This window comes from Pseudoalteromonas sp. 0802, from assembly GCF_013350085.1.
Classification (GTDB): Bacteria; Pseudomonadota; Gammaproteobacteria; order Enterobacterales; family Alteromonadaceae; genus Pseudoalteromonas.
Window position 1 is genome coordinate 259,503 of the sequence record NZ_JABVXE010000002.1, and the last position, 25,259, is coordinate 284,761.

30 protein-coding genes are annotated in these 25,259 nt (G+C 39.5%); 6 read left to right on the top strand and 24 right to left on the bottom strand.

The features are described from left to right. Positions 1-135 precede the first annotated feature (135 nt). The 3 genes from HUS61_RS05960 (at position 136) to bfr (HUS61_RS05970) (ending at position 3,431) form a co-directional block, all read left to right on the top strand. Entirely contained in the window at positions 136-2,271 is a 2,136-nt protein-coding gene (locus HUS61_RS05960) for a TonB-dependent receptor (protein ID WP_175081507.1), read from the top strand. 210 nt (positions 2,272-2,481) lie between these two features. After that, on the top strand, positions 2,482-2,955 hold the full coding sequence (gene bfr, locus HUS61_RS05965; protein ID WP_054552096.1) for a bacterioferritin: 474 nt from the start codon (positions 2,482-2,484) through the stop codon (positions 2,953-2,955). Between the two features lie 11 nt (positions 2,956-2,966). After that, positions 2,967-3,431: a bacterioferritin gene (bfr, locus tag HUS61_RS05970; RefSeq protein ID WP_054552095.1), complete on the top strand. Its 465-nt coding sequence runs from the start codon at positions 2,967-2,969 to the stop codon at positions 3,429-3,431. 57 nt (positions 3,432-3,488) lie between these two features. Here the strand turns inward: bfr (HUS61_RS05970) and HUS61_RS05975 are convergent, their stop codons facing one another. Together HUS61_RS05975 and HUS61_RS05980 are read right to left on the bottom strand one after the other, a co-directional pair. Further along, positions 3,489-3,962, bottom strand: coding sequence for a mechanosensitive ion channel family protein (locus tag HUS61_RS05975; protein WP_054552094.1), 474 nt, complete (start codon positions 3,960-3,962; stop codon positions 3,489-3,491). A 58-nt stretch (positions 3,963-4,020) separates the two neighbouring features. After that, positions 4,021-4,476: a hypothetical protein gene (locus HUS61_RS05980; protein WP_175081508.1), complete on the bottom strand. Its 456-nt coding sequence runs from the start codon at positions 4,474-4,476 to the stop codon at positions 4,021-4,023. 184 nt (positions 4,477-4,660) lie between these two features. On the opposite strand from HUS61_RS05980, the gene HUS61_RS05985 reads away from it, so the two are divergent. Continuing rightward, positions 4,661-5,092 (top strand): hypothetical protein, encoded by a 432-nt coding sequence (locus HUS61_RS05985; protein ID WP_055199127.1) that lies wholly within the window; start codon positions 4,661-4,663, stop codon positions 5,090-5,092. A gap of 833 nt (positions 5,093-5,925) precedes the next feature. Here HUS61_RS05985 and HUS61_RS05990 read toward each other — a convergent pair. The 7 genes from HUS61_RS05990 to hutH all read right to left on the bottom strand — a co-directional run bounded on the left by HUS61_RS05990 (position 5,926) and on the right by hutH (position 12,860). Continuing rightward, entirely contained in the window at positions 5,926-6,483 is a 558-nt protein-coding gene (locus HUS61_RS05990; RefSeq protein ID WP_063530382.1) for a YbhB/YbcL family Raf kinase inhibitor-like protein, read from the bottom strand. 75 nt (positions 6,484-6,558) lie between these two features. Next, positions 6,559-7,371 carry a helix-turn-helix transcriptional regulator gene (locus HUS61_RS05995; RefSeq protein ID WP_175081181.1) on the bottom strand — a complete coding sequence of 271 codons (813 nt, stop codon included), beginning with the start codon at positions 7,369-7,371 and terminating at the stop codon, positions 6,559-6,561. A gap of 335 nt (positions 7,372-7,706) precedes the next feature. Further along, complete coding sequence (locus HUS61_RS06000) at positions 7,707-8,069, bottom strand: hypothetical protein (protein WP_062568001.1); 363 nt, start codon at positions 8,067-8,069, stop codon at positions 7,707-7,709. Positions 8,070-8,095: 26 nt separating this feature from the next. Next, positions 8,096-8,488 (bottom strand): hypothetical protein, encoded by a 393-nt coding sequence (locus HUS61_RS06005; RefSeq protein WP_175081509.1) that lies wholly within the window; start codon positions 8,486-8,488, stop codon positions 8,096-8,098. Positions 8,489-8,822: 334 nt separating this feature from the next. Then, positions 8,823-9,233, bottom strand: a complete 411-nt coding sequence (locus HUS61_RS06010; RefSeq protein WP_175081510.1) for a GFA family protein — start codon at positions 9,231-9,233, stop codon at positions 8,823-8,825. Positions 9,234-9,354: 121 nt separating this feature from the next. Beyond that, positions 9,355-11,355, bottom strand: coding sequence for a urocanate hydratase (locus HUS61_RS06015; protein ID WP_175081511.1), 2,001 nt, complete (start codon positions 11,353-11,355; stop codon positions 9,355-9,357). 11 nt (positions 11,356-11,366) lie between these two features. Next, positions 11,367-12,860: a histidine ammonia-lyase gene (gene hutH, locus HUS61_RS06020; protein ID WP_175081512.1), complete on the bottom strand. Its 1,494-nt coding sequence runs from the start codon at positions 12,858-12,860 to the stop codon at positions 11,367-11,369. A 120-nt stretch (positions 12,861-12,980) separates the two neighbouring features. Here hutH and HUS61_RS06025 point away from each other — a divergent pair, with 120 nt between their 5' ends. Further along, positions 12,981-13,877, top strand: coding sequence for a LysR family transcriptional regulator (locus tag HUS61_RS06025; protein WP_175081513.1), 897 nt, complete (start codon positions 12,981-12,983; stop codon positions 13,875-13,877). On the opposite strand, the gene HUS61_RS06030 is transcribed toward HUS61_RS06025, so the two are convergent. The 9 genes from HUS61_RS06030 to HUS61_RS06070 all read right to left on the bottom strand — a co-directional run bounded on the left by HUS61_RS06030 (position 13,855) and on the right by HUS61_RS06070 (position 17,383). Further along, positions 13,855-14,262: a DoxX-like family protein gene (locus HUS61_RS06030; RefSeq protein WP_175081514.1), complete on the bottom strand. Its 408-nt coding sequence runs from the start codon at positions 14,260-14,262 to the stop codon at positions 13,855-13,857. The genes HUS61_RS06025 and HUS61_RS06030 overlap by 23 nt on opposite strands. 48 nt (positions 14,263-14,310) lie before the next feature. Then, positions 14,311-14,727 (bottom strand): DUF805 domain-containing protein, encoded by a 417-nt coding sequence (locus HUS61_RS06035; protein ID WP_220094644.1) that lies wholly within the window; start codon positions 14,725-14,727, stop codon positions 14,311-14,313. Positions 14,728-14,865: 138 nt separating this feature from the next. Further along, positions 14,866-15,324 (bottom strand): hypothetical protein, encoded by a 459-nt coding sequence (locus HUS61_RS06040; RefSeq protein WP_175081516.1) that lies wholly within the window; start codon positions 15,322-15,324, stop codon positions 14,866-14,868. 15 nt (positions 15,325-15,339) lie between these two features. After that, positions 15,340-15,582: a hypothetical protein gene (locus HUS61_RS06045; RefSeq protein ID WP_175081517.1), complete on the bottom strand. Its 243-nt coding sequence runs from the start codon at positions 15,580-15,582 to the stop codon at positions 15,340-15,342. A gap of 102 nt (positions 15,583-15,684) precedes the next feature. Next, a complete protein-coding gene (locus HUS61_RS06050) occupies positions 15,685-16,212 on the bottom strand; it encodes a DUF4240 domain-containing protein (RefSeq protein ID WP_175081518.1) in 528 nt (175 codons plus the stop codon). Then, positions 16,209-16,403 carry a YwbE family protein gene (locus HUS61_RS06055; protein ID WP_036971837.1) on the bottom strand — a complete coding sequence of 65 codons (195 nt, stop codon included), beginning with the start codon at positions 16,401-16,403 and terminating at the stop codon, positions 16,209-16,211. The genes HUS61_RS06050 and HUS61_RS06055 overlap by 4 nt, the downstream gene beginning before the upstream one ends. A 59-nt stretch (positions 16,404-16,462) precedes the next feature. Continuing rightward, positions 16,463-16,909, bottom strand: a complete 447-nt coding sequence (locus tag HUS61_RS06060) for a hypothetical protein (protein ID WP_175080692.1) — start codon at positions 16,907-16,909, stop codon at positions 16,463-16,465. A gap of 2 nt (positions 16,910-16,911) precedes the next feature. Further along, positions 16,912-17,184 (bottom strand): hypothetical protein, encoded by a 273-nt coding sequence (locus HUS61_RS06065; protein ID WP_175081519.1) that lies wholly within the window; start codon positions 17,182-17,184, stop codon positions 16,912-16,914. Beyond that, complete coding sequence (locus tag HUS61_RS06070; protein WP_175081520.1) at positions 17,177-17,383, bottom strand: hypothetical protein; 207 nt, start codon at positions 17,381-17,383, stop codon at positions 17,177-17,179. Before HUS61_RS06070 ends, HUS61_RS06065 begins: the two co-directional genes overlap by 8 nt. 88 nt (positions 17,384-17,471) lie before the next feature. Here HUS61_RS06070 and HUS61_RS06075 point away from each other — a divergent pair, with 88 nt between their 5' ends. Then, positions 17,472-18,278, top strand: coding sequence for an ion transporter (locus HUS61_RS06075; protein ID WP_171037160.1), 807 nt, complete (start codon positions 17,472-17,474; stop codon positions 18,276-18,278). A 59-nt stretch (positions 18,279-18,337) separates the two neighbouring features. On the opposite strand, the gene HUS61_RS06080 is transcribed toward HUS61_RS06075, so the two are convergent. The 6 genes from HUS61_RS06080 to HUS61_RS06105 form a co-directional block, all read right to left on the bottom strand. Beyond that, positions 18,338-18,718, bottom strand: coding sequence for a VOC family protein (locus tag HUS61_RS06080; RefSeq protein ID WP_175081521.1), 381 nt, complete (start codon positions 18,716-18,718; stop codon positions 18,338-18,340). A 233-nt stretch (positions 18,719-18,951) separates the two neighbouring features. Beyond that, entirely contained in the window at positions 18,952-19,635 is a 684-nt protein-coding gene (locus HUS61_RS06085) for a hypothetical protein (protein ID WP_175080695.1), read from the bottom strand. 540 nt (positions 19,636-20,175) lie between these two features. Next, complete coding sequence (locus HUS61_RS06090) at positions 20,176-20,610, bottom strand: GNAT family N-acetyltransferase (RefSeq protein ID WP_175081522.1); 435 nt, start codon at positions 20,608-20,610, stop codon at positions 20,176-20,178. Positions 20,611-20,673: 63 nt separating this feature from the next. Further along, positions 20,674-22,212: an EAL domain-containing protein gene (locus HUS61_RS06095; protein WP_175081523.1), complete on the bottom strand. Its 1,539-nt coding sequence runs from the start codon at positions 22,210-22,212 to the stop codon at positions 20,674-20,676. A 158-nt stretch (positions 22,213-22,370) separates the two neighbouring features. Beyond that, positions 22,371-24,329 (bottom strand): methyl-accepting chemotaxis protein, encoded by a 1,959-nt coding sequence (locus HUS61_RS06100; protein WP_175081524.1) that lies wholly within the window; start codon positions 24,327-24,329, stop codon positions 22,371-22,373. A 285-nt stretch (positions 24,330-24,614) separates the two neighbouring features. Then, positions 24,615-25,226, bottom strand: coding sequence for an FMN-binding negative transcriptional regulator (locus HUS61_RS06105; RefSeq protein ID WP_175081525.1), 612 nt, complete (start codon positions 25,224-25,226; stop codon positions 24,615-24,617). Positions 25,227-25,259: the final 33 nt, after the last annotated feature.

Sequence of the window (25,259 nt, forward strand, 5' to 3'; positions counted from 1 at the left end):
AAGCAAGCAGATACAAATGACTAAAACAACCCAACAATTTATTGCAAATAATTATCATTAGCCTTGCCTTTACACTTCTTTACATTTAGACTGCCGCACAATCACATAATAAATACCGATTTAACAAGGATAAACATGTTAAAAACTTCACTGACTCTGGTCGCTATTGCAATTAGCAGCCAAGCATTTGCTGATGATGCCATCAATAAAAAACTTACCGCAGAAGAAATGGAACACGTTGTTGTATCAGGCAGCCGTGTATTTGAAAGCATTGATGAAGTACCCGCTTCTGTAACGATTATTAGCCAAAAGCAAATTGAAGAGCATTTAAAAGTTAATCCAGAGCTACAAAGCTTACTTGCGCAAATGGTACCAGGCCTTGCTCCAGATACAGGTAGTTCGAGTAATACAGGTCAGAGTTTACGTGGCCGTGCACCACTTGTGATGATTGATGGTGTGCCACAATCTACACCGCTCAGAAACGGGTCATTAGGAGTTAAAACACTCGACCCAAGTGCCATTGCGCGTATCGAAGTGATCAAAGGTGCTACCTCTGTTTATGGTAATGGTGCATCGGGCGGTATTATTAACTACATCACAAAGCAGGCTACAAGTGATGGCCAGCCAGAAGGTGAGATCAGCCTATCGTCACGTTTTAGTGCAGTAAAACTAGAGGAAAGCGCTGGTGCGCGAGTCTCTGCAGCGGTTAATGGCCGAGCAGATAAAATTAGCTATTTATTTACCGCAAGTTACGAAGAAAATGGTGTTCAACGTGACGCCGAAGGCGATATTCTTGGCCTACAGTATGGTTTATCTGATGCAGTAACAGAAAACTACTTCACCAAGCTTGGTTATGACTTTGACGATGAAAAGCAACTGCAATTTAGCTATAACTACTTTAGCTCTCAACAAAAAACCGATTTAGGTGACGTTGTTGGTAACCTAAACGATGGCGAAAAAACCTATGCTATTCATGTACCTAAAGAGCTACAAAAGCAAGGTAAACCACAAGGCCCAGATGGTAACGAAAACATTACCTTAAAATACACAGACTACGCCCTGTTTACTAATACACAAATGACACTCGACCTTTACATGCAGAATATCGAGAATGTGTTTTTCTTTTCTACAAACTTAGCTAACCCAGACGAAGGCTACGAAGGCGGCCAATCAATTATTCGCTCTGAAAAGAAAGGTGCACGCGCTACCTTTAATACCCTTGTTGATTTTGACAATGTTGAAGCCACCTTCATTTATGGCCTTGATGCACTGAATGATGTGACGTCTCAGCCACTTGTAGATGGCCGTGTTTGGGTACCAGAAATGGATATGGAAAGCCTTGCTGGCTTTTTACAAACAAAATGGGTAATCGATAATGATTTAGTCATTAAAGCGGGTGTGCGCCAAGAGAGCATTGATTTAACCGTTGATGATTACAACACCTTAAAGCTTTGCCGCTCTGAAACACAGTGCTCTGTGCCACTTAGCGTAAAAGGCGACACCATTGATTACGATGCAACCACTTACAATGTAGGTGTTAAATATAATTTACTTGAGGCTTTCAGCCCATTTGCCAATTATTCACAAGGGTCTGATATCTCAGATATCGGCCGCCTACTACGTTCAGCAACGGTGAATGATATTGGTCTAATTCAAACAGAAGCATCAATCATTGATAACTATGAAATTGGTTTTACCTCACAGTTTGATGACTTACGTTTTGAATTTGCAGCTTACCGCAGTACATCAGAGTTTGGCACCACAAACAGCTTTAATGAAGTAACCGGTGTGTATGAGCCGGTACGTGCACCTCAAGAGATTTGGGGTTACGAAACATTAGTTGATTATAAAATTAACCCAACTCTAAAACTGGTTGCAACTTACAGCTATGTTGAAGGTAAAAACACCGAAGAAGACATTTACTTAGGTTCACGCCAAATAAGCCCACCAAAAGGCACTGCTAATTTAAACTGGCAGCCTAATGATGAGTTATCACTTACGGTGAGCTATTTATATGTGGGTTCACGCAAACGCTTTGAACCAAATGCAGACGGCGACTATGTTGGCGACCAAGGGCCAATTAGCAGTTACAACCTATTTAACCTCAGCGGTCGTTATAACTTTAGCGATAACTGGCAAGCGTTTATGGGTGTAGAAAACCTATTTAACAATGATTACTACCCTGCCCGTGCCCAGTCATACACCTATGGTGGCTATAACATTAAAGGTTTAGGTACTACAGTGACACTTGGTGCAACCTATAGTTTCTAAGTTAAATTTTGTTTAGAACAACAAGCCCTTCTTAGTAAGGGCTTTTTTCATTTAAGAATAGAAACGATAAATTGTTCATTTATCAACCATTAACGCAAACTTAAACGAGAATCACACTCAATAGTAAACAACTGATTTACAAAGGAAAAAGTTTGCAATCTTGTTTTTATATACTACAATTACCGCAACTTGGAATTTGAGGACAGCATTATGAAAGGTAATCAAAAAGTCATAGATAGTTTTAACAAACTACTCGCAAACGAATTAGCTGCTATAGATCAATACTTTATTCATTCTCGTATGTATGACGATTGGGGCCTAAATAAGCTGTATGAGCGTCTTAACCACGAAATGGAAGAAGAAAAAGATCACGCTGATTGGTTGATCAAACGTATTCTGTTTTTAGAAGGCGTACCAAACATGACTAAGCGTCGTGATCTATTAATTGGCTCAGACGTTAAAAGCATGATGCAAAACGATTTAACACTTGAACTAGAAGTGGTTGACTGTGTTAAAGAAGCAATTGCCATCTGTGAACAAGAAAAAGACTATCAATCACGCGAAGTGCTTGAAAAGCTATTATTTGATACAGAAGAAGATCATGTTTACTGGTTAGAACAACAGCTTGGTCTAATCGACAAAATTGGTAGCCAAAACTACCATCAATCTCAAATGGGCGAATAGAGGCTAATTGTATGAAAGGCGATAAAAGCGTCATTGCTGCACTTAATAAAGTATTAGCGAATGAATTAGTAGGTATTAACCAATACTTTTTACACGCTCGTATGTTTAAAGATTTTGGCTTTTCTAAATTAGACAAAGCTGATTACAAAGTATCTATTCAAAAAATGAAAAACGCCGACCGTTTAATTGAGCGTATTTTGTTTTTAGAAGGTTTACCAAACCTACAAGATTTAGGTCGCCTACGTATTGGTGAAAACTCTGAAGAAATGATCGAAGCGAATATGAGCTTTGAACTTGATTCTCTACCTGATCTTAAAGCGGCAATTAAACTTGCTGAAGAGAAAAAAGATTACATCAGCCGTGAAGCGCTAGATAACATCTTAAATGAGCAAGAAGAACAGATTGATTGGCTTGAAACACAGCAGCAGTTAATCAAAACCGCAGGGCTTGAGAATTACCTGCAATCTCAAATGTAATTTGCTAAAACTTAAAAAAGCAGCCTAGGCTGCTTTTTTTATGGCTAAGATTTGTGATTAATCGTCTTCGCGATCAATGATTGACACTTTATTACTTAAAATTAAAGAGTTAGGAATTAAATGCACCGCTCCCTCGCCTTTAATTGTGATATAACGCAAATTAAGGTCAATCACAGTGCCCTTTGAATTACTCACTTCAATGTAATTACCAAGTTTAATGGGTTTATAAAGCACAATCATGACACCTGCTACTAGGTTTGAAATAGCATCCTTCAGCGCAAAACCCAAAGCAAAGCCTGTTAGTCCTAAACCGGCAACTAACGCGGCTACGTCAAAACCCAGTTTCGATAACGCCAGCACAATACCAATGAATAATAAAATAGCGCGCTGCGAGTTAGAAATAAGCCGAAAAGTTTCAAGAGCGGTTGAATCAAAGCGACGTTGAAACTGTTTAATTGCGCGGTCAATAATAAGGCTTGCTATATAAAAAGCAGCAAGCACTAAAAATGCTTGAATAAATTGGCTAGTCATAAGATTTTCAATTAAAAATAAAGCCCATCATAGGCTTAAAATTGCGCGAGGCATACAATTATTGCTTTTCAAACACACAAGAAACGTCAGGTTTACTCAGTGTATAAGTAATATTGCCATTATCTTTAAAACGTAGATCTTCAGTTGTTGAACCGTTGTCGTCTTCATTATCACAGCGAAAGTAGCGCTTAGTTCTAACAATGCCATTTACAAAGTATTTTAACTTCGAACTGACAACACAAAAGTTAGGTATCTTCTTTACCTGCGTACCGTTATGTAAGTCACTAAAATCGATTAACGTCCCTAAGCTAAAGCCTTGCGTTGGCTCTTTTATCAATGAAAAAGATGCGTTTTGACAAACCGCATCACTGCCCTCTTTTGTTTTGTAATCACCTTTCTTGTCTTTTATAAGAGCCAAAAACTGCGTTTTATTGCTCGGCTTTACATCCAGCAGAGCGCTGGCAATTGATGAGGTTGATAGTAAAAAAGCCACTAAACAAAAGTAATATCTCATTGAAAATCCATAAACTTATAGACACTTTACTAGCATAGCATGCTGATTAAGGTTGGTGAATTTATAACGTATTAGTTAATACGATTAAAAAATGTTTTTGGTTCTATTTTATGAACTTTGCATAGGCAACCAATCTGTTTATATGCTATAAATTTTAATGATGATAATTTTTGGAGGGAATCAAATGAAAATAGTCAAACTCATCGCTTTAACCACATTTTTGGCCTTAACCAGTACTCAAAGCCTAGCTAGTGATGACGACTGGAAAACAATTGCAGAGAAAAAGGTTAGCTACAAAAGCGAAACCGATACCGTTAACCCTATCACCAGCAGCCACTACAGCCATATTAAAGTTAAGTGCACCCACGGCACTGTGAATCTTAAGAAAATTAAAGTCGTTATGAACAACGGTGAAGAAAAAGTATTTGATAACCTAGGTGTTTTAACCAAAGGAATGTCATCACGTAGCTTAAATTTGCCAGACAAAAACGACGCTAAACTCGATAAAATCAAACTTGAATATGAATCAGTAGGCAGCACAGCCCTCAGTATGGCAGGCGTAACCGAAAAAGCCGAAGTTGAAATTCTCGCGAAAAAAGCAAAGAAAGAAGATTAAAGTTGCGAGTCAATGATGTTTGAGGCCATGCAATTTAAGTAGCAGCGGCTTTATGCCGCGACTATTTAAAAACAAACGCGCGAAACAAGTTTTACACCTACGTTATAAAACATTAGGCACTAGGATTTAGGCTCTAGGACGCGATATAAAATCGCTGCTACTTGTTCGGCGTTAAAACGCCTCCTACAAACTTGAAACTCGCTAACTTTACCCTTTTAACGCGCTAAAGCACGACCTACATAATATCGCGCGAAACAAGTTTCACGCCTACGAGTGCCCATGTAGGTCGACATTTATGGCGACAAAAACCGTGGAAATTTTCACGTAGGAACGGCTTCAGCCGTGAACCTTAGATGTTCGGCGTTAAAACGCCTCCTACAAGCTTTACCCTCGAAACTGGCTAACTTTACCCTTTTAACACGCTAAAGCACGACCTACAAACGCGCTAAACAAATTTCACGCCTACGAGTGCCCATGTAGGTCGTCATTTATGGCGACAAAAACCGTGGAAATTTTCACGTAGGAACGGCTTCAGCCGTGAACCTTAGATGTTCGGCGTTAAAACGCCTCCTACAAGCTTTACCCTCGAAACTGGCTAACTTTACCCTTTTAACACGCTAAAGCACGACCTACAAACGCGCTAAACAAATTTCACGCCTACGAGTGCCCATGTAGGTCGTCATTTATGGCGACAAAAACCGTGGAAATTTTCACGTAGGAACGGCTTCAGCCGTGAACCTTAGATGTTCGGCGTTAAAACGCCTCCTACAAACTTGTAACTCGCTAACTTTACTCTCGTATCTCGCTAACTTTCACCTAGCAACTTGCTATACTCAACGCTTATAAAGCGCTTCAATTGTTGCTGAATCTAGTGAATAGGCATTAATCATATAGCCTGCTAACGCGCCTGATGCATTCTCTGGTAATTCAAGTTTTTGTGATAACGCATGTAGTGTAAATTGATATCGGTGAGCGCCATGTCCCTCCGGTGGGCAAGCGCCGCCAAAGCCTTTGAAACCATAATCATTTGTGATCTGCACACTGCCTTTTGGCATTGCATTCTTCTTTGTACTGCCCGCACCGCTTGCTAAACTTGATACCGACTTAGGGATATTCACAACTTGCCAATGCCACCAGCCACTCCCTGTAGGCGCATCTGGATCATAAACGGTCAATGCGAATGCTTCAGTTCCTTTAGGTGCATTTTGCCAAGCAAGTTGTGGAGAAAGGTTATCACCATTACAACCAAACCCTTTAAACTCTTGCGCACTCCCCATAAAGTCACCATGGGCAATGTCTTTGCTTGTTAGAGTAAATGTCTCAGCGAATGTGGTGCCAGATAAACATAGCAGAAATAACGGTGTAGCAATTTTCAATGTTGATGATTTCATAATATTCTCCGATTAATAAGAATAATCATAATACCTAGCAAAGACAGATCAAATTAGTACCAAAACTGTCAATTATTAGCCTGCTTCGCTCATTATTGTTTTACGAAGGGCTGTTGGAGTCGTATTAAACAAAAGTTTAAACTTATCGGTGAATCTAGATTGCGACGAAAAACCACATTGCTGGGCAATAGTGCCAATAGATTGTGAGCTACTTTGAATCAAATGTAGTCCGTGGCTTAAACGTGCGTTATCTTTAATTAACTGAAAACTACTGTCTTCTGCGGTTAACTTTCTTCTGAGTGTCGATTCGCTCATCGCTAATGTCGCTGCAATACTGTTTGCATCCCAATCACGCGTTAAATCACTCGCGATGATAGTATGTACTTTGTGGGTCAGTGTTGGTGGCTCAATAATTGAACCTAAGTCTTTGAACCCCTGGGAAAATAGCACTTGCAGCAGCTCTTGTCTTCTAATTTGCCATAATTGTGGTGGTGTTACTGCAGCCCATTCAATAAATTGTTTTAAGGTCATTTGAAACAGCGGATCGACTTGCCCAGTGATGAAATTTTTCTTTGTGCTGGCTTGATATTTCAAACACTCAAAGTCGGTGTAATCAAATTCAATCAATAACGCAATATAGCCAAAGTTTTGTGGAATATTGCGCATTGCAACCTGTGGTGTATTTGCCATAAAGACAAAATCACCTGCATTGCAGTTAACTTCTTCTATATCTATTAGCGTTTTGCTGCCAGATAATACAACGACAAGTAATGGGTTTGCGATAGGCACATTTACAATATGTTGTTCATCATTAGCGCAGTAAATCGAAAACGGTAAAAACGGATGTCGCTTTACAGTACTTAAACCTATCTCTATCAATTCATTCATAATTTACAGTGTTTTTTTATTGGACTCGAAGGAACGGATTGGACCATGATTCTGAGTTATTCGACGTTAAAACGCTACCGGCTAAATTTACCCTTGTAACTCGCTAAAGCACGACCTACAAACGCGTTAAAAAACATTAGGCACTAGGATTTAGGCTCTAGGACGCGATATAAAATCGCTGCTACTTGTTCGGCGTTAAAACGCCTCCTACCAACTTGTAACTCGCAAACTTTACCCTTGTATGTCGCTAACTTTACTCTCGTATCTCGCTAACTTTACCCTCGAAACTCGCTAACTTTACTCTTGTAACTCGTATCTCGCTAACTTTAACCCAATCAAACAAGCATATTGTTTAACATCATTCCTGGCATTAAAAATACCATTGCAAAAGAAAATGATCCGGTGAGTGCAACTGCAATACAGCAGAATACCGTTTGCATTAAAAAGACGTTGGGTTTACCAGAGGCACTTTTTTGAAATGACACATAGGCAAGTAACAGTTTTTCTCTAATTTTTTGAAGGTAAGAACGCACTACTCTGATGATAGGCAAGCTGTACATTGCTAAAAAAGCAAATACAACTTCTATTCCACCAAAATGAAATAACAGTGCAATCTCAGGTGAGAACCAACCAACAATAGCTATCAAGCACCAAAATGCAGCTTTTTGATATTTATTTAGTTCGTGCCATTTGATCATCGTCTTCCTTGTATTTCCAATTATATTTAAATTAAGTGAGCAGCTGATTTATCTAATTTAGTTATATACGCTTTGAGCTCTGCAAGCTGAAGTTTTTCGCCTTGGTGAGCATTCATCGCTTTGGCAAAATAGCTGTTGGCTTGCTGCTGATCACCAGCATGCTCATAAATGAGTCCAATGCGAAGATAAGTAAAAGCAAGATTGTTAGGGCCTACCTCTGTTTGCAGCGTTTTAGCGCTATCAAGCTCAAGAATTCTTGAAAGTGCATTTAACGCATAGAGCGCACTATCGCTCGAACCTTTGATGTACTGAGAATGAGCAAGTTTTAGCTCTTTTTTAAGAAACTCAGCTGTAATTTCATTTGCGTTGGTAGGTACTGCTAACGAGACTAAAGCTGCTAAGGTTAAAACTTTAAACATATTAAACCTCCTTTTAAAATGTGTTTTACAGATTAATCAAACTCGATTAATTGGTCAAACTTTACTCTAGTATCTCTCTAAATTCTCTTTTAACGCGCTAAAGCACGACCTACATGAAAACGCGCGAAACAAGTTTCATGCCTACGATTGAAAGCATTAGGTACTGGGGTTTAGGCTCTAGGACGCGATGTAAAATCGCTGCTACTTGTTCGGCGTGGAAACGCCTCCTACAAACTTGTATCTCGCTAACTTTACCCTCGTATCTCGCTAACTTTACTCTCGTACCTCACTAACTTTACTCTCGTACCTCGCTAACTTTCCCCTTTAATCGGACTTAATCGCGACCAAAACCAATCAACTTTTTGCCATTTAAACCTTTTTTATGCCATTCGGTTTGCTCTTCGCAAAATATTTGCGCGTCTATTTCTTTACTTGGCTCTTCATTTAAACTGCCTGCAGGTACAAGTAGGTATTTACTGTCTTGTGATTCAAATGGCAACGCAGAGCCACAGGTTTTACAAAACGCCCTAGATAATGCACGGCCAGGGTAATTAAACCGCGTGATATGCTGTTGGCCTTTAACCCATTCGATAGCATCAGGTGAGGTAAACAAGTTTGCAGCGTGAGCAGTGCCGGTTAGTTTGCGGCATTGTTCGCAATGGCAGAAGAAAAAACGCCTAAAGTTATCAGCGACTTTAAAGCTGACTTCGCCGCAGCAGCATCCACCAGTAAGTGTTTTAGTCATATCTATCTCCTTATTCGCTAAGCTAAAAATTGATACCCTAAACGATGCGCTATTTAATAATTTTTGGCAATAAAAAAGGCCATGTTGCGTTTACAACATGGCCTTTTTGCATTGACACAACTTAGAAATCTAAGTTTGATAAAACTTCATCATCAACGTTATTAGACAAGGTCACTTTAAGTTTAGGGGTACGAGCCATTTCACGTTTAATCGCAAAATTAGCTTCTTCGTTACGCGCCCAACTACGACGAGCAATACCGTTGTTTACATCAAATAATAGCATAGATTTCAAACGACGCTCGGCAGCTTCACTACCATCTAGTAGCATACCAAAACCACCGTTGATCACTTCGCCCCAGCCTACACCGCCACCATTGTGAATAGATACCCAAGTAGCACCACGGAAACCATCACCAATTACATTGTGAATCGCCATGTCTGCTGTGAAGCGGCTACCATCATAGATGTTTGATGTTTCACGGAAAGGTGAATCAGTGCCACTTACATCATGGTGGTCACGCCCAAGTACAACCGGACCAATTTCGCCACGATTAATGGCATCATTAAAGGCTTTAGCGATTTCAGCGCGGCCTTGTGCATCTGCATAAAGAATACGAGCTTGCGAACCAACAACCAGTTTGTTTTGCTTCGCATCTTTGATCCACGTGATGTTGTCTTGCATTTGCTGTTGGATCTCTTCAGGCGAGTCCGCCATGATTTTATTTAAAACGTCTGCAGCAATCGCATCTGTTTTATCAAGATCTTCTGGTTTACCTGACGTACATACCCAGCGGAACGGGCCAAAACCGTAGTCAAAACACATTGGGCCAAGAATATCTTGTACGTACGATGGGTATTTAAAATCAATTCCGTTTTCAGCCATTACATCGCCACCAGCGCGTGATGCTTCTAGCAAGAACGCATTACCATAATCAAAGAAGTAAGTACCTTTTGCCGTGTGATTGTTAACAGCATCGGCGTGGCGCTTAAGCGTCGCTTGTACTTTTTCTTTAAATACTTCTGGCTCTTCACGAATTAAACGATTTGACTCTTCATAGCTGATATCAACCGGGTAGTAACCGCCTGACCAAGGGTTATGAAGTGAAGTTTGGTCTGAACCTAAGTGAATGAAAATATCTTCTGCTAAGAAGCTTTCCCATACATCAACCACGTTACCGATAAAAGCAATTGAAACCACTTCTTCATTTTGCTGGGCCGTACGTACACGCTCAACAAGCTCTGGCATGTTATCAATTAGCTCATCAACCCAACCTTGTTGATGACGCTTAATAGCCGCCTTAGGGTTAACCTCAGCACACACAGTAATACAATTAGCAATGTTACCCGCTTTAGGCTGCGCACCACTCATACCGCCTAAACCAGCAGTTAAGAAGATCTTACCTTTTGGTGATTCGCCTTTTTCGAGCACTTTACGGAATGCATTCATGACCGTAATGGTTGTACCGTGAACAATACCTTGCGGGCCAATGTACATAAATGAACCCGCAGTCATTTGACCGTATTGAGTTACACCTAGTGCATTGAATTTTTCCCAGTCATCCGGCTTTGAATAGTTCGGGATCATCATACCGTTTGTTACAACCACGCGCGGTGCTTCAACTGATGATGGGAATAATCCCATAGGGTGACCCGAGTACATGTGTAGCGTTTGGTCTTCTTCCATTTCGCTTAAGTACTTCATGGTTAATAAGTACTGCGCCCAGTTTTGGAATACCGCACCGTTACCACCGTAAGTGATTAGCTCTTCAGGGTGCTGTGCTACTGCTGGATCAAGGTTATTGTCGATCATTAACATGATAGCGGCAGCTTGTTCGCATTTAGCCGGGTAATCGCTAATTGAGCGCGCTTTAAGTTCATAGTTAGGCTTAAAGCGATACATGTAAATACGGCCAAATTGCTTAAGCTCAGCGGCAAATTCAGCGGCTAATTCTTTGTGCCATTCTTTAGGGAAATAACGCAATGCGTTACGAATAGCTAATTGCTTTTCGTCAGCCGATAAAATGTCTTTACGTTTTGGAGCACGGTTTGCATCACTTGGATACGGTTTTGGCTCTGGTAATACGCTTGGGATACCTTGCTTAATTTGTTCTTGAAAAGTCATTATTTGCTCCCTTAGTTAACTTTAAACGCTTGCGATTTAACAAGTTCTACCATGGCATCAATGTCTGGCTTAAGTAAGCGGTCTTCTTCTAGTTTGGTAACTTTGCTGCGAATTAGCGCAAAGTTTTCTTCAATGATGTCTGAACACTTGTTAGGACGTCTAAATTCGATTGCTTGCGCTGCATACATCAGCTCAATAGCAAAGATTTTATCAAGGTTACCTAAAATCTGGTTTAACTTACGACCAGAGATACTACCCATAGATACGTGATCTTCTTGGCCCATTGATGTTGGTACGCTGTCTGCTGATGGCGGGAAACACAATGATTTATTTTCTGTTACCAGTGCAGCAGTCACATATTGCGGGATCATCATGCCAGAGTTTAAGCCACCCGATGTCGTTAACAAGCGTGGTAAGCCGTGTAAGCCCTCAAGCAATAAGTAACAACGACGATCAGCAATGTTACCAAGCTCTGCCGCTGCGATTGATGCGTAATCTAAAACCATAGCAAGTGGCTGGCCGTGGAAACCACCTCCTGAAATAGCTTCTTCTTCGCTGATCACAATTGGGTTATCTGTTACAGAATTCATTTCTGTTTCAGCAAGCTCTTTTAAATGGTAGTACGCGTTACGTGATGCACCATGAACTTGTGGAATACAACGTAGTGAATAAGGGTCTTGTACACGGTCACAATCAGTATGTGAAGCCATGTTTTCAGAACCAGCAAAAAAGCTACGCATACGCGCTGCAACTTCAACGTTACCTTTAAAAGCACGAATTGCGTGTAACTCTTCACGGAACGGCGATTCGCTACCTTGCATACCTTCAATACTCATAGCACCTGCGATATCTGCAAGGTCTAATAAGTAACGCATTTTAGTAAGTGCAGTAATGGCATGCGATAAAATAAACTGAGTACCGTTAATTAACGCTAGGCCTTCTTTAGCATGTAATTCTAAAGGCGCTAAACCGTGCTCTTTTAATACCTCTGCTGCTGGTTTGATTGTGTCGTTTACCCAAAACTCACCTTCACCTAAAAGAGGTAAGAATAAGTGCGATAACGGTGCTAAGTCGCCCGATGCGCCAACTGAGCCTTGCTCTGGTACAACAGGGATAATATCAAGTTCAATAAACTTAAGCATACGCTCAACTACGGTTAAACGAATACCCGAAAAACCTTGGCTTAATGCATGTACTTTGGTGATCAGCATTAGCTTTGAAATAGGTTTAGCGATTGGCTCACCCACACCAACAGCGTGTGTGATCAATAAGTTCTTTTGTAATAAGTTAGTTTCTTCTGGAGAAATTTGTGTATCACACAATGGACCAAAGCCCGTATTGATACCATAAATGGCTTTATCTGAGGCAGCCATTTTGTCTACGTTTTGGCGGCTTTTATTAATTTTATCAATTGCTTCTTGGCAAAGCTCTGCCTGTAACGTACCGGCTGCAATAGCATTAACGCTGTCTAACGTTAATTGGTCAACACCATACTTAAATGTCATTTATAACTCCTAAAGAACAGGATTAAGTTTTATTTAGATGGAGTCTAGCTTGCTCTAGTTGTTTTACAAATGCATAATTATCGTTATTCATTCCAGATTTATCGAACTAAAAGAAAAGCTATGCAAGTTCATGACGTAGACCTGCGCTTATTGCGCGTTTTTGTAGCAATTGTTGAGTGTGGCGGGCTTTCAGCAGCTGAGTCACGTTTGAATATTGGCCGCTCCACCATCAGTGCGCATTTATCAGATTTAGAAGTAAGGCTTGGTATTAAATTATGTAAACGTGGCCGCAGTGGTTTTGAAATTACAGACGCTGGCGCCATCACTTATCAGGCATCGATTGAACTGCTTCAGCAATGCGAAGCCTTTGCTAATACCGTAGCCAGCTCTAAAAACGAGTTATCGGGACGTTTAAGTATTGCCATGATAGATACCATGGTCAGCGACCCACGCTGTGCCATTCCCCGCGCGATAGCAAGATTAAAAGGCAAAGGTAAAAACATTCAGTTTGATATTAATGTGTGCGAGGCACGAGAGGTAGAAACCGCAGTAGCCAATGGCCGCTCGTTAGTTGGGATTGGTGTTAGCCGCCATCATATTCGCGGATTAAATTACACCGCCTTACACAACGAAACTAACTTTTTGTATTGCGCAGTCGGTCACCCATTATTTGAGTGTGATGACAAACAAATAAATGAGCTCATTAAAGAAGCCGAAGTCATTACCAGTAACTACATGCGCGATAAAGAAAGCCGAAACGACGGTTTAAACTATCAAAATAGTGCTGTTGCTTATCACGATGAAGGTATTGCACATTTAATTTTATCGGGTGAGTTTATTGGTTATTTACCCGACCACTACGCACAGTTCTGGGTTGATAAAGGTATTTTTAAAGCTATTCAACCGAGTAAATATCACTACGATATTCCTGTGGTATTGATCACCTCAAAAACAAATGCCAGTTCGCCTTTAGCAAATGCCATGATTGATGAAATTAAGCGTTGTTATGCGGTTTAGTTTTATTGTTTAAAGCTTTTTGCTCTTTAATTAGCACGAGGCTAAAGGCGATCAAAGCAATGTTTGTAGTCACAGGATTAAACGCTTCTATTAAAAGTGCTGGTTGTAAAACAGCAACAAACAGCATTAGTCCAACTAAAGCGACTATATTGAGAATATTGATTAACATTGAACGATAGAAAATAAAAAACAGCACGGCAAATATAATTTCACCTATGCCAGCTGCTCGAGTAATGAGCGTTGAGATTTCAGCATTAAAACCAAAACTTGCCGTCATTTGTTGTTCTAAGGGGGCAACATGAATAAGTTTTGGCATCAGCCCATGATAAAACCAACTAAAGCTGATAATAAATCGAGCGATTTGAATCGTAGTAAAATGCTTCATTGGTAAGTTTACTTTGTGTGCTCTGTTATTCAGAGCACACAGTATAGCTTATAAGCTAGTAGGTTGACCGAAACGGTTCTCAGCTTCATCACCTGCTAAAAAGCCATTTTCGATTAACGCCCAGATAGGACCAATTAATGGCACAAAACCAATTAATACCCACCAACCTGATTTATTACGGTCGTGCCAGCGTTTCACTTGAATCGCAAGCGAAATCCATATTAGCGGAATATAAAGAATAAGCATGATTACAGAAATAGCTGACTCATTACCACCTGTTAATAATGCTACTAAAAACATAAGAACAAATGAGGCTAAGATCATACCTAATACTGAATACCAATAAGTCTTACGAGGAATGCGTCCCTTAAAAGAAAACAAAATTTCTTTGATGCTTAAAGTGGTTGTTTCAGTTGATGCTGAAGCAAGGTTTGATTCTGGGGCTTGATATACGTTTTCTGACACTGTCATTTCCTTTGATATGTGTTGTAGCAAACCAAATTAATCTAGTCTGCTGATTCATGTTGTTAATAGTGCTGAATTAAGCATGAATAAGATAACACAAAATGATTGGATTTGGGTACTAAGAAATTAAGCAAGCAACTAACCACCGCTCCATTTTTGTTTTAACGAAGCAACTTCATTTACCGCTTTTATATTTGAATTGTTTAACTGTTGATAATTTGTATGTTTTACAAACTTTGGGCCGAGCCAACCATCTTCATGTGTAAAAGCCATTGACCAAGCAAAGTTTTTTGGGAAAACATGAAAGTCTTGGCGATGCAAGTTTCCTCGTGGTTTTTTATTTGTGACAAAGATACTATCTTCGCCTGGTTTAAAATAGTCAGGCATGATGTAGTAGTTTAGTGCCTGATGAGAGCTAAAGTCAGTCAATGCTTCATCATTGCTTGTAAACTCTTTGAGCTCATCCCACAGATAGCTTTTCCCTTTAACAAATTCGGAAAATGATGTTAGATGCGGACAAAATAATTTTAACCATTGAAATGCGACTTTAGCGGCATCATCTCCGTGAAGCTCTGATTTGATATCTAAATTTTCCATTCGCATAGCGTGTCCTTAACTTTTTGCAAAGGGGTCTGAAAGTAACTCTGCTTTAAAATAACTTATCGCATCTTCAACATCAGAGAATTTTTTTTGCTGAAACTTCACCCCTCGTTCGAAATAAAAGACCTCAATATGACTCTTTGCGTCGTAAATACAATGCCCTTCAATTCTTGGTAAAGTATCAATTGCATAGGCCTCTCTATGAATGCCTTTTTTTATTAAATACTGTTTTAGCTCAATAAGCTCCTGACGCATATTAGCATTCACTTTATTAATATTATTTAATAATTTAATGAGTTGTCATGGTAAAAGCAAGTAACCTAAAGACATAAAAAAAGCACCCTTGGGTGCTTTTAATTAACTCGGTTTTTGCCAATACTTAGCATATAAATTTGGGTAGGTTTGTTTTAAAAACTTAGCTTTATCTTTAAAACGTTTACCTTTTGGTTGCTCAAGGCCTGATGGCACAAAGGGTAATTCGTCATCATTACGTTCTTCGTAAAGCATACCGGCAATTAAATCGTACTCATCTAAATACGGGTAAGGCTGTTCGTTTAAATGATAAACTGGCGTACACTCGGCAATTGAGTCCGGGTTTTCAAGCGCCTTTAAAAAAGCCTGTTCACCACGTGAAATAAGCCAACATAAAAACTCAGAAAAACCATAATCATCGTTACAACCGGCCATTACATAAGCGGCACCAAATAAGTCCCAGGTATAGGCTTTGCGCATACGTAGGTTAAACTGCTTATCAAATTCCATCAGCTGCTGGTCAGATAAATCAGTCAGCTTTGCTTTTAATGCATTACAAACAGACTCAGGCTCGGCAGTTTTATCTTCGGCGGTCACGAGTTGCCAAAATTCACTTTCGCTTAAAACACTCATGATAAAATCTCTTTCACGCGCCCTACTTGACCATCATCAAGCTGAACTTTAATACCATGCGGGTGATTTGGGGATTTAGTTAAAATACGTGACACCACACCTTGAGTTAACTGACCTGTTCGTTGATCTTGTTTTAAAACAATGTTGACTTCGCAGCCAATTGAAATTTGTGAACGCGTAGGCACTGCCATTGCTATATCTCTTTCAATAATTTTTGCCGATTATAGCCATTTGCAGCTGGCTTACCAAATTAAACCTGTTTGATTGGGCTGTTTTTAAGCAGCTCCTTTGGCAATATCTCATTTAAACGGTTAGTGATTGCTTCAGCTTTGCCTTTTATTTGAAAGTCATAACCTTGGCCGTTGCCATCTAATATGACGGCTAAATAGTTATCAGCAACTTTCAGTTGCGTAATACGGCTTAATTCAAGAGTTGCTTCTTTATCGCCATAATAAACCTGCTTAACCGTTAAGCTCGAGCCTGTTGCCGTGAGTGTTTTACTAAGGGCTGTTTTGGCTGCAAACTTTTCTGTTGAACGATAAGCCTGCACCATAAAACCGATAGCAAATATAAAACCGGTAAAACTTGAAATAGGTAATGAGTCTGATTGCAAGCTGTACACACCTATACAAATAAATAACATTGCAAGGGCTAGATTTAATCTAACCATCTGTTTAGGGGTTAAATTTACGTACATTATTATTCCTTTAAAAACGCAATTGCTTTTGCATTGATAGCGAAATCTATAGCGCTCAATTCTTTGATAATTAAACTGGAAATTAACTGGGTTTGCTCAGCGGTTATCGGCTGCTCTTTACAATAACAACTTACTTTTAGTGATTGCGGTAGCTTTTTTAGGTCAGCAGTATGCGTTAACCATGAAAATTCGTGTACGTGCTCTTTTGCTTGTTCGCACGCTTGCGTTAATGCAACTCGAATAGCCTTATCTAGACGTTTTTCAGTTTTAGTCATGTTCTGCTTGTTGTTTTTTAAATTCTTCGTAGCTATCTTGCTGGCGCTTTACACACTCATTGTACTCTTTATCTGCCATATGATTGCATTCACTTAAGCGCGCCGATTGAATTTCATGATAACGGGCATCTGAGCTACAAGCTGATAAAAGTATTGCAAGGGTCGCAATCACGGCCAATTTTAAGGCATTTAAAAACATTAAATTTCCTTTATGTAGTTATACATTGGTGCTGCGTTTTCCTGTATATTGCGTGGGTTTAAATATTATTACCAAAGGGTTCTATATGATGTTGTCGCAGTTACAACAGCTGTTTCAGCGTATCGATAAAAGTAAAATTTTTCAATCATTTGTTATTGCTGTCATTGTTATTTCAGCGCTAACAGTGGGTGCACATACCTACTCTTTACATCCAACTGCTGAGCTTGCCTTACATTGGATGGACTTAGGTATCACGGTTTTCTTTTTAGTTGAACTGGTGATCCGCTTTATCGCCAGTCGTGGTTTTAAAGACTTTTTCACCAAAGGCTGGAATATCTTCGATTTTATAATCGTGGTGGGAAGCCTTTACCCTGCAGCTGGCTCTACGATTTTTATCGCTCGATTACTGCGTATTTTCCGCGTGTTGCGACTTGTATCTATGATCCCAGAGCTCAGACTGCTGGTTAACTCACTTTTAAAAGCCATTCCACAAATGGGCTATATTGCCCTGCTCATGTTCGTGATCTTCTATATTTATGCCGCCATGGGTAGCATGCTGTTTGCTGATATAAATCCAGTGCTGTGGGGTGATGTGTCTATTTCTATGCTCACCCTGTTCAGAATCGCCACGTTCGAAGATTGGACCGATGTTATGTATGAAACTATGGCTGTGTATGAACTCAGCTGGATTTTCTACCTAACGTTTATCTTCTTAACGGCCTTTGTATTTTTAAACATGATGGTTGGTGCAATTTTAGAAGTCATGTCTGAGGAGCATCGTAACGCCCGTGAAGAGCAAACATCTGATGCCGACATGCCTGCAACCAAAGGGCAAATTGCTCAGCTGCAAGCTGAAATGGCCGAACTAAAACAACTACTGAAAGAAAAGCAGTAAGGTTTTTAGTAAATAGCTTTTAGATAATAGGCGCTAAGATCTAGACCCTAGCGCCTTTTTTACCCTCGCTTTTCTACCTTCCATGGTGGGTTTAAGCGGTTTTCTCCGGCCCAATACAATTTAATTTTATTCCCTGATGGGTCTTTTAGAATTGCTTCCGTCCATAAATAACGTTGGGGGGTAGGCGGCTGTTCAAAGCTAATGCCTTTTTCAACAAGGCTTGCATAAAGCTCATCGAGCTGCTGATGTTCAAAATAAATGACCGCACTATTACTAAACTCTTCAGTTTCTAATGACAGCGAAAATGTGGCATCACCATCTGGGCATTGAAAGCGTGCGTAATGCGGGGTATCCACAATCTGAATCATTCCCAGAGTTAAGTAAAAAGCCACCGCTTCATTCATATCCTTTACAGGTAACGTCACCTGATTGAGATCCATTTGCTACTCCCCTGTAATGCTTTATTCGTGCTTCAGCATATCGCGTTCATTAAATTAAGCAAAAGATATGTTATGAGTTAGCGAGTCACAAGTTGCGAGAGTAAAGTTAGCAAGCTACAAGTTGAAAGTGTGTAGGAGGCGTTTCAACGCCGAACATTTATGGTTCACGGCAAAAGCCGTTCCTACATGAAAATGTTCAAGCTTTTGTCGCCATAAATGACGACTTACAAAGACTAGCCATTGGTAAAAACTAATTGAGATGGGTTGTCTGTTTGAATAAACAAGACTCTTGTCACTGTTGAACCTGATTCATCTTTTGATGTGTTTGTGAAAAGGTAGTTTTCATCAAAAGTACTCAACTTATCAAGATCAAAATCAGAGTTAGCCTCATGGTGAAATGACATAGCACAGACTTTACCTCTACAAGCAAAGTCTTCAGCATAAACGTCGTTTGTGCGAATTTGACTCAACATCTCGAGCAGCTTAACTTCTCTTACTATTGAATTATCGTTTTCTTCTGCACCTCGTACATTATTCAAAAAGTCATGAAATTCAGGAATTGTGATTGCGCCAAATACGCTTTGCTGTTTAATTTGCCCATTATCAGTAATGAATGAATTGGTAACAGATTCTGATGATGAAAAATGTCTATCAGCTAAATTCGTTTGTTGACCTTGCTCTTCACTCACCTTATTACCTTCAGGCTCTGAACTGGCTAATTGTTTAACTTGAATAGTGCTTTGATGTATATCTTTGTTATTCGTCGAGATCACTTCTTTATTAGAATCACTATTAACTTGGCTCTCTATTACGGTAGCCGTCACCTCACTATTGTTGCTCGATGAAGTAACCAAATAAGTTATTAGCGAACTGATAGCAATCAAAATTAAAACTGTGAATCCATTTAGTTTAACCATTAAAAATCCTTTTATTTTTGAAGCTTAATCCATTGAAGATAAAATAGATTAATTTGTATGACAAGTAATAAATTTTTAGTTTTTAAGATACGAGAGTAAAGTTAGCGAGTTACAAGGGGAAAGTTTCTAGGAGGCGTTTCAACTCCGAACAAGTAGCAGCAATTTTATATCGCGTCCTAGAGCCTGAATCCTAGCGCCTAATGTTTTCTTTCGTAGGCGTGAAACTTGTTTCGCGCGTTTGTAGGTCGTGCTTTAGCGCGATTGAGGGGAAAGTTAGCAAGCTACAAGGTGAAAGTTTCTTGGATACGTTTCAACGCCGAACAAGTAGCAGCAATTTTATATCGCGTCCTAGAGCCTGAATCCTAGCGCCTAATGTTTTCTTTCGTAAGCGTGAAACTTGTTTCGCACGTTTGTAGGTCGTGTTTTAGCGCGATTGAGGGGAAAGTTACAAGTTACAAGTTACAAGTTACAAGTTACAAGAGTAAAGTTTCTAGGAGACGTTTCAACGGCGAACATCTAAATTCACGGCTGCAGCCATTCCTACACGAGTTCCATGTGTAATATTGGAAATGGTTTACCCATATCATCTAAGGGTGAGCGAGAGGCAACTTTAAACCCCATATGCTGATAAAACCCCACTGCAAGTGGGTTTTGCTCATTAACATCCACTTTGTTGGCAGCTAATTGCTCAACCGCAAAGTTAAGTAGGGCTTTACCTATGCCCTTACCTCTTGCGGCATCTAAAATGAACAACATTTCTATTTTGCACTCATGTACGCCAATAAAGCCTAAAATTGCCTGATGCTCATCCTTAATGCACTTTAAAGTCACATTAGGAAACGCCTGCTCAATGATAATTGGCTTAAAAAAGGCTATATCGTCTTCTGTTATAAAATCATGAGTTGCTCGAACTGAGTTTTCCCATACAGCGAGTAGCTCTGGATAATCTTCAGCGGTCACATTGTCTACTTTCATTGTTTTCCATTTTGTTCTATAGCGATTGCCGGTTACATACTAATGTGTAACAGCAAAATAAGTCTAGAGCGTTTGCGCATTGTCATTACCAACTAAAGCATTTTGTAAATCCTGCAAAGACAATGACTTATAAAAATACCAACCTTGTATTTGGTAATCCTCGTTATGACTCTCGATAAAATTGTACTCGTCCTCAGTTTCAACCCCTTCAAAGATAACAGTTCGGTTCAGCTCTGAGACTAATGACATTATCGCCAAAATCATTTTTTGCTTAACACCATCTGTAATTGATTGGGTAAATACCTTATCTATCTTGATTACATCAAAGTTGATTTCTGTAAGCCACACAAGGTTAGATACCCCTGTTCCAAAATCATCGAGCGCTATTTTAAAGCCATATTTTTTAGCCTTTAAAGCGAAGCAAGCTAATAACGTTAAAGGCAGGCCTATGCGCTCTGTTATTTCTATCTTTACTTGCTCATTCCTTAGCTCATACTTACTACAAAGCTGATGTAAATAATCTAAAAACTCAGGGTTTTCAATTTCATATGCATTAACATTAATTGCGACAGAAAAACCATGATCGGTTTTCATAATTGGTGCTAATTCTTTAAGGGCCTTCATCGCGCATTCATAGGCCAACATAGGATACAAAGATAACTGCTCAGCAACACCTAAAAATAGTTCCGGTGAAACCTGGCCATGTATTTCGTCTTTCCACCGGACTAAACTCTCAACACCAATTATTTTGTTAGTTTTAACATCTATGATTGGTTGATACTCAAGATACAACTGCGCATTCTTGATTGCACTTCGAAGTCTGAATTCCATGGAGTTTTGCTTATCAAAATATGAGCTCAAAGAATACGCTATTAAAAAGCTAATTAAACCAAGCATACATATGATCAATACAGATATGTACAAAGGGAAATACAAAATGCCTGGGCGATTATTCTCAGTGACAACACAATAAGAAAATTGTGTACTACACGTTTCTACCTGTTGCGTTGGCAAAAATGTTTTGCTGTTAAATTGATATTGGCTTTCATAGTGATGGAAAACATACTCTTTATTTTTAGAAATAATTTTAAATGAAAAGTGCTTGTTTAATTCATCAATATGTTTAAAAGGCTTGTTTACAGTGAATGCGATGATATCGTCACGTTTAGTGACGTCATACTTTGTTTCTACCGGAAAAACACCTGCAACCTCTGCTGCAAAATCATACCCTGAAGATGAATTATATAATTGCTGAGTAAGTAAAGTTGTATTATCTAACTTACCCCAATTTGCAGTGCACTTAACCTTACCTTTTCTAATTAAACCTAGATCATGGACGTATTCATAATTGGCCAAGATCACCCGTAATTTATTAATGGTTTGAGTGTTACATTGACGAAATGAGATCTGTGAAGCGGCATTTATTGCTGATGAGATATCTGCAGAGATATGCTCAGCCTTATTTAATAAAACGTTCGAAAATTGCTTTTGGTGTCTTACCTGAAAATAACTTACAGACACATGAAAAACGCAGGTTAGAAAGAACATTAATAAACAAACAATAAGTGGCAATTTGTTAAAGTTTGGTGTTCTTCCCTGCATAGCTCATTACTGTGTTGTTGGTTGCTGTTAAAACTTAATCATATTGTATTATCAAATCAAGTCCTAGAACCTAAAACGGGTAATTATTTTTTTGATAAATTGATCCAGCTCGTAAGTCTACATAAAAAAATAACAACAAAGTTTCAATAATGCCTCACTTACACTTTAAATTTACCCACTAAATCAGTCAGTGTATTCGATAACAGGTTTAGTTTCTCTCCATTGCCTCTTGCACTATCGGCAATTTCGCTTACATCATCAGCCGCATTTTTTATTTCAACAACATTGCGGTTAATGTCTTCGGCTACATGCTGTTGCTCTTCGGCTGCGGTGGCAATTTGTGTATTTAAATCGCTAATATTGACGATCGACGCGGTTATTTCGCTAAATTGTTGCTGTGCTGAATGAGCTAGATCAACCGTTTTGTTTGTACGGTTTAAGCTGGTTGTCATCTCTTTTGACACTTGATCAGACATTTTACGCAACGTATCTAACTGACTAGCTATTTCTTCTGTTGATTCTGAGGTTCTTTGTGATAGCGCACGCACCTCATCTGCAACAACCGCAAAACCTCGACCATGGTCGCCTGCCCTCGCCGCTTCAATTGCTGCATTTAAGGCTAACAAATTGGTTTGCTCTGCAATGCCTCTTATCACGCTTAAAATCGACATGATATTTTCGCTTTCAGCGTCGAGTTGGTTTATATCTTGAGTTGCTTTAGCTATCACCTCAGACAAAGACACAACACTATCAACCGTTTCAGATATAACACTTTGCCCAAGCTCAGAGGCCTGCTGTGTTTGCGATGCAAGTTCGGCTGCATTGGCACAACTAGCAGATACTTCATTAGCAGTCGCTGCCATTTCATTAATCGCTGTGGCCGCCATTTCAAGGGCTTGTTGTTGCTGTGATGTTGAGCCAGATAATTGCGCCGCCTGTGATGATGTTTGCGCTGAGGTATCACTTACATTTTGCGCACAATCATTAATTTGCGTGACTAAATCCGATATTAGATTCAAAAATAAGTTAAAGCTGTTAGCCAGTTTGGCCGTTTCATCACGTGTTTTAATCACTAAACGTTTAGTTAAATCACCACCACCTTGCGATATCTCGGTAAGACCATCACTTACTTCAACAATAGGTGCAGAAATTAATTTAGAAATATAGCTAGCAACTAAAATGAACACAGCAATCAAGATTGCACTGATGACTAAAATAGTAATCGTCATTGCGTTTGCAGCACTCATCACTTCAGATTTTTCAACTAAACCTATAAATTTCCAGCCTAGTTTTTGCGAGGTGTAAATATTCGCTAAGTAATCTTTGCCATTAATGTCAATTTCAAATTGCCCCTGATTATTATCAGCAAGTTGCTTGTATTTTCCGTTATTGACTTGTGCTAGCTGCTTAAACCTGTAATCAGCATTTTTAACGTCAACGAGTACGTTGCCACTATCTTCAATCAACATTAAATAACCAGTTTCACCAAGTTTAATGTTCGCAATAATATCGGTAAGGCCCTGCAAGGATACATCCATGCCCTGCACACCAATAAACTCTCCTGCTTGTTTAATCGCTTTAACAGTAGAAACAATTACCATGTCATCGGCTGCCCAATAATAGGCATTGGTTCTTACCGTTTTACCACCTGCTGCTTTGCCTGTTTCGTACCAAGGCCTTACTCTTGGATCATAATTCGCTGTAACTTCACCCTCTGGCCATTGAATATAACCGCCTTGCTCATTACCCATATAAATATATGCAAGTCCCGGGTGGGTGGCGCCAAAGTGATCAAACAAACTAAAGGCGTTTTGTTCGGTGTTACTACCACTTAAATGATCAAGCTTTTCTGCATTAGGTGACTGCATATGGGTTTTAACACCTTGCTTGGCATCTAAGATAGCGGCATGGGAAGCAAGGTAATCGACATTTTTTTCGATTTCGGCAAAAAACATACTAATACCATTATCGACTTGTCTCGCTTCTCTTTCACTAAGCTCGGCAAAACTATCGAGGGCTTGCTGTCTTGTTTGTGTAATTACAAGCACAGCAATGATGATGAGTGGCAGCGCAATGGCTGACGCAAAGGCGAGTTTTAATTTTTTTGAAATGTTCATAGCCAACTTCCAACTAAGCACTTAAGAAAATATAGTGAGGGCTTGGAAGTTCGGCAAATAATTAAGTGCTTATTTTTTCGGTGCAAAGTAGGTTAGGGTAAATAAAATCAATGAGTTTTACATACCTTCTTAAATTGCCTTATTTCTAAACTTACCTTCTCTAAATATGACATTTAGTTGACAGATACACGGAATGTACTAACTTTAGTTTTAGTAGTTAACATGCTTTTAACAAAGCAGTGCTTCATACTTTCCAACCAATTGGCAGCATTTGCGGGATGCAAATTAGCTGCCTATTCCTACTTCATGTTTAAGCATATAGCTAAGTAAGGCTTGGGCATCCGGGTGTTTATCTGATTTTAACCCTGTTACAACACCTTGTTGATCCGCTGCCGATTTATGCTGGCCTAACTTTTCTTTTCCCTGAATTGAATCAAGTTCGATTTTAATACCCTCTATGCCACGAAGTAACTTGGCTTGATAATCAGCTGGCAACAAACTGGTATCGTTTAAAATACTTGGCTCGTATTGGCGAATCAGCTCATCTAGGCAAGCTAAGGTGTGGTCATCATCGAGGTATTCTACTTTGCCCTTGGCATGCACCGCAGCGTAGTTCCAAGTTGATACAGCTGGCTTCTCGCTATACCAAGTAGGAGATATATAACTATGAGGGCCATTAAAAACCACTAATACACGAGTATCTTGCAAGCTTTTGCCATGACGGTTAGCCCGTGACACATGACCATATAAGGTACCAAACTCGCCCTCATGGGGCTTATAAACTAAAGGTAAATGAGTTGCCTCAAACTCACTATCAACCATCAGTGCAAAGCTGTAGGTTTTAATGAACTGCGACACTCGCTCTGGTGTCATTTTCCATTTATTAGGGGTGTGCATTACTTTCCTTTAGTGCTAAAAAAGGCCAGCAAA

Excerpts from the sequence above, each read along its gene's own strand:
- HUS61_RS05960 (WP_175081507.1), top strand. The coding sequence starts at position 136 with ATGTTAAAAACTTCACTGACTCTGGTCGCTATTGCAATTAGCAGCCAA.
- bfr (WP_054552096.1), top strand. The coding sequence starts at position 2,482 with ATGAAAGGTAATCAAAAAGTCATAGATAGTTTTAACAAACTACTCGCA.
- bfr (WP_054552095.1), top strand. The coding sequence starts at position 2,967 with ATGAAAGGCGATAAAAGCGTCATTGCTGCACTTAATAAAGTATTAGCG.
- HUS61_RS05975 (WP_054552094.1), bottom strand. The coding sequence starts at position 3,962 with ATGACTAGCCAATTTATTCAAGCATTTTTAGTGCTTGCTGCTTTTTAT.
- HUS61_RS05980 (WP_175081508.1), bottom strand. The coding sequence starts at position 4,476 with ATGAGATATTACTTTTGTTTAGTGGCTTTTTTACTATCAACCTCATCA.
- HUS61_RS05985 (WP_055199127.1), top strand. The coding sequence starts at position 4,661 with ATGAAAATAGTCAAACTCATCGCTTTAACCACATTTTTGGCCTTAACC.
- HUS61_RS05990 (WP_063530382.1), bottom strand. The coding sequence starts at position 6,483 with ATGAAATCATCAACATTGAAAATTGCTACACCGTTATTTCTGCTATGT.
- HUS61_RS05995 (WP_175081181.1), bottom strand. The coding sequence starts at position 7,371 with ATGAATGAATTGATAGAGATAGGTTTAAGTACTGTAAAGCGACATCCG.
- HUS61_RS06000 (WP_062568001.1), bottom strand. The coding sequence starts at position 8,069 with ATGATCAAATGGCACGAACTAAATAAATATCAAAAAGCTGCATTTTGG.
- HUS61_RS06005 (WP_175081509.1), bottom strand. The coding sequence starts at position 8,488 with ATGTTTAAAGTTTTAACCTTAGCAGCTTTAGTCTCGTTAGCAGTACCT.
- HUS61_RS06010 (WP_175081510.1), bottom strand. The coding sequence starts at position 9,233 with ATGACTAAAACACTTACTGGTGGATGCTGCTGCGGCGAAGTCAGCTTT.
- HUS61_RS06015 (WP_175081511.1), bottom strand. The coding sequence starts at position 11,355 with ATGACTTTTCAAGAACAAATTAAGCAAGGTATCCCAAGCGTATTACCA.
- hutH (WP_175081512.1), bottom strand. The coding sequence starts at position 12,860 with ATGACATTTAAGTATGGTGTTGACCAATTAACGTTAGACAGCGTTAAT.
- HUS61_RS06025 (WP_175081513.1), top strand. The coding sequence starts at position 12,981 with ATGCAAGTTCATGACGTAGACCTGCGCTTATTGCGCGTTTTTGTAGCA.
- HUS61_RS06030 (WP_175081514.1), bottom strand. The coding sequence starts at position 14,262 with ATGAAGCATTTTACTACGATTCAAATCGCTCGATTTATTATCAGCTTT.
- HUS61_RS06040 (WP_175081516.1), bottom strand. The coding sequence starts at position 15,324 with ATGGAAAATTTAGATATCAAATCAGAGCTTCACGGAGATGATGCCGCT.
- HUS61_RS06045 (WP_175081517.1), bottom strand. The coding sequence starts at position 15,582 with ATGCGTCAGGAGCTTATTGAGCTAAAACAGTATTTAATAAAAAAAGGC.
- HUS61_RS06050 (WP_175081518.1), bottom strand. The coding sequence starts at position 16,212 with ATGAGTGTTTTAAGCGAAAGTGAATTTTGGCAACTCGTGACCGCCGAA.
- HUS61_RS06055 (WP_036971837.1), bottom strand. The coding sequence starts at position 16,403 with ATGGCAGTGCCTACGCGTTCACAAATTTCAATTGGCTGCGAAGTCAAC.
- HUS61_RS06060 (WP_175080692.1), bottom strand. The coding sequence starts at position 16,909 with ATGTACGTAAATTTAACCCCTAAACAGATGGTTAGATTAAATCTAGCC.
- HUS61_RS06065 (WP_175081519.1), bottom strand. The coding sequence starts at position 17,184 with ATGACTAAAACTGAAAAACGTCTAGATAAGGCTATTCGAGTTGCATTA.
- HUS61_RS06070 (WP_175081520.1), bottom strand. The coding sequence starts at position 17,383 with ATGTTTTTAAATGCCTTAAAATTGGCCGTGATTGCGACCCTTGCAATA.
- HUS61_RS06075 (WP_171037160.1), top strand. The coding sequence starts at position 17,472 with ATGTTGTCGCAGTTACAACAGCTGTTTCAGCGTATCGATAAAAGTAAA.
- HUS61_RS06080 (WP_175081521.1), bottom strand. The coding sequence starts at position 18,718 with ATGGATCTCAATCAGGTGACGTTACCTGTAAAGGATATGAATGAAGCG.
- HUS61_RS06085 (WP_175080695.1), bottom strand. The coding sequence starts at position 19,635 with ATGGTTAAACTAAATGGATTCACAGTTTTAATTTTGATTGCTATCAGT.
- HUS61_RS06090 (WP_175081522.1), bottom strand. The coding sequence starts at position 20,610 with ATGAAAGTAGACAATGTGACCGCTGAAGATTATCCAGAGCTACTCGCT.
- HUS61_RS06095 (WP_175081523.1), bottom strand. The coding sequence starts at position 22,212 with ATGCAGGGAAGAACACCAAACTTTAACAAATTGCCACTTATTGTTTGT.
- HUS61_RS06100 (WP_175081524.1), bottom strand. The coding sequence starts at position 24,329 with ATGAACATTTCAAAAAAATTAAAACTCGCCTTTGCGTCAGCCATTGCG.
- HUS61_RS06105 (WP_175081525.1), bottom strand. The coding sequence starts at position 25,226 with ATGCACACCCCTAATAAATGGAAAATGACACCAGAGCGAGTGTCGCAG.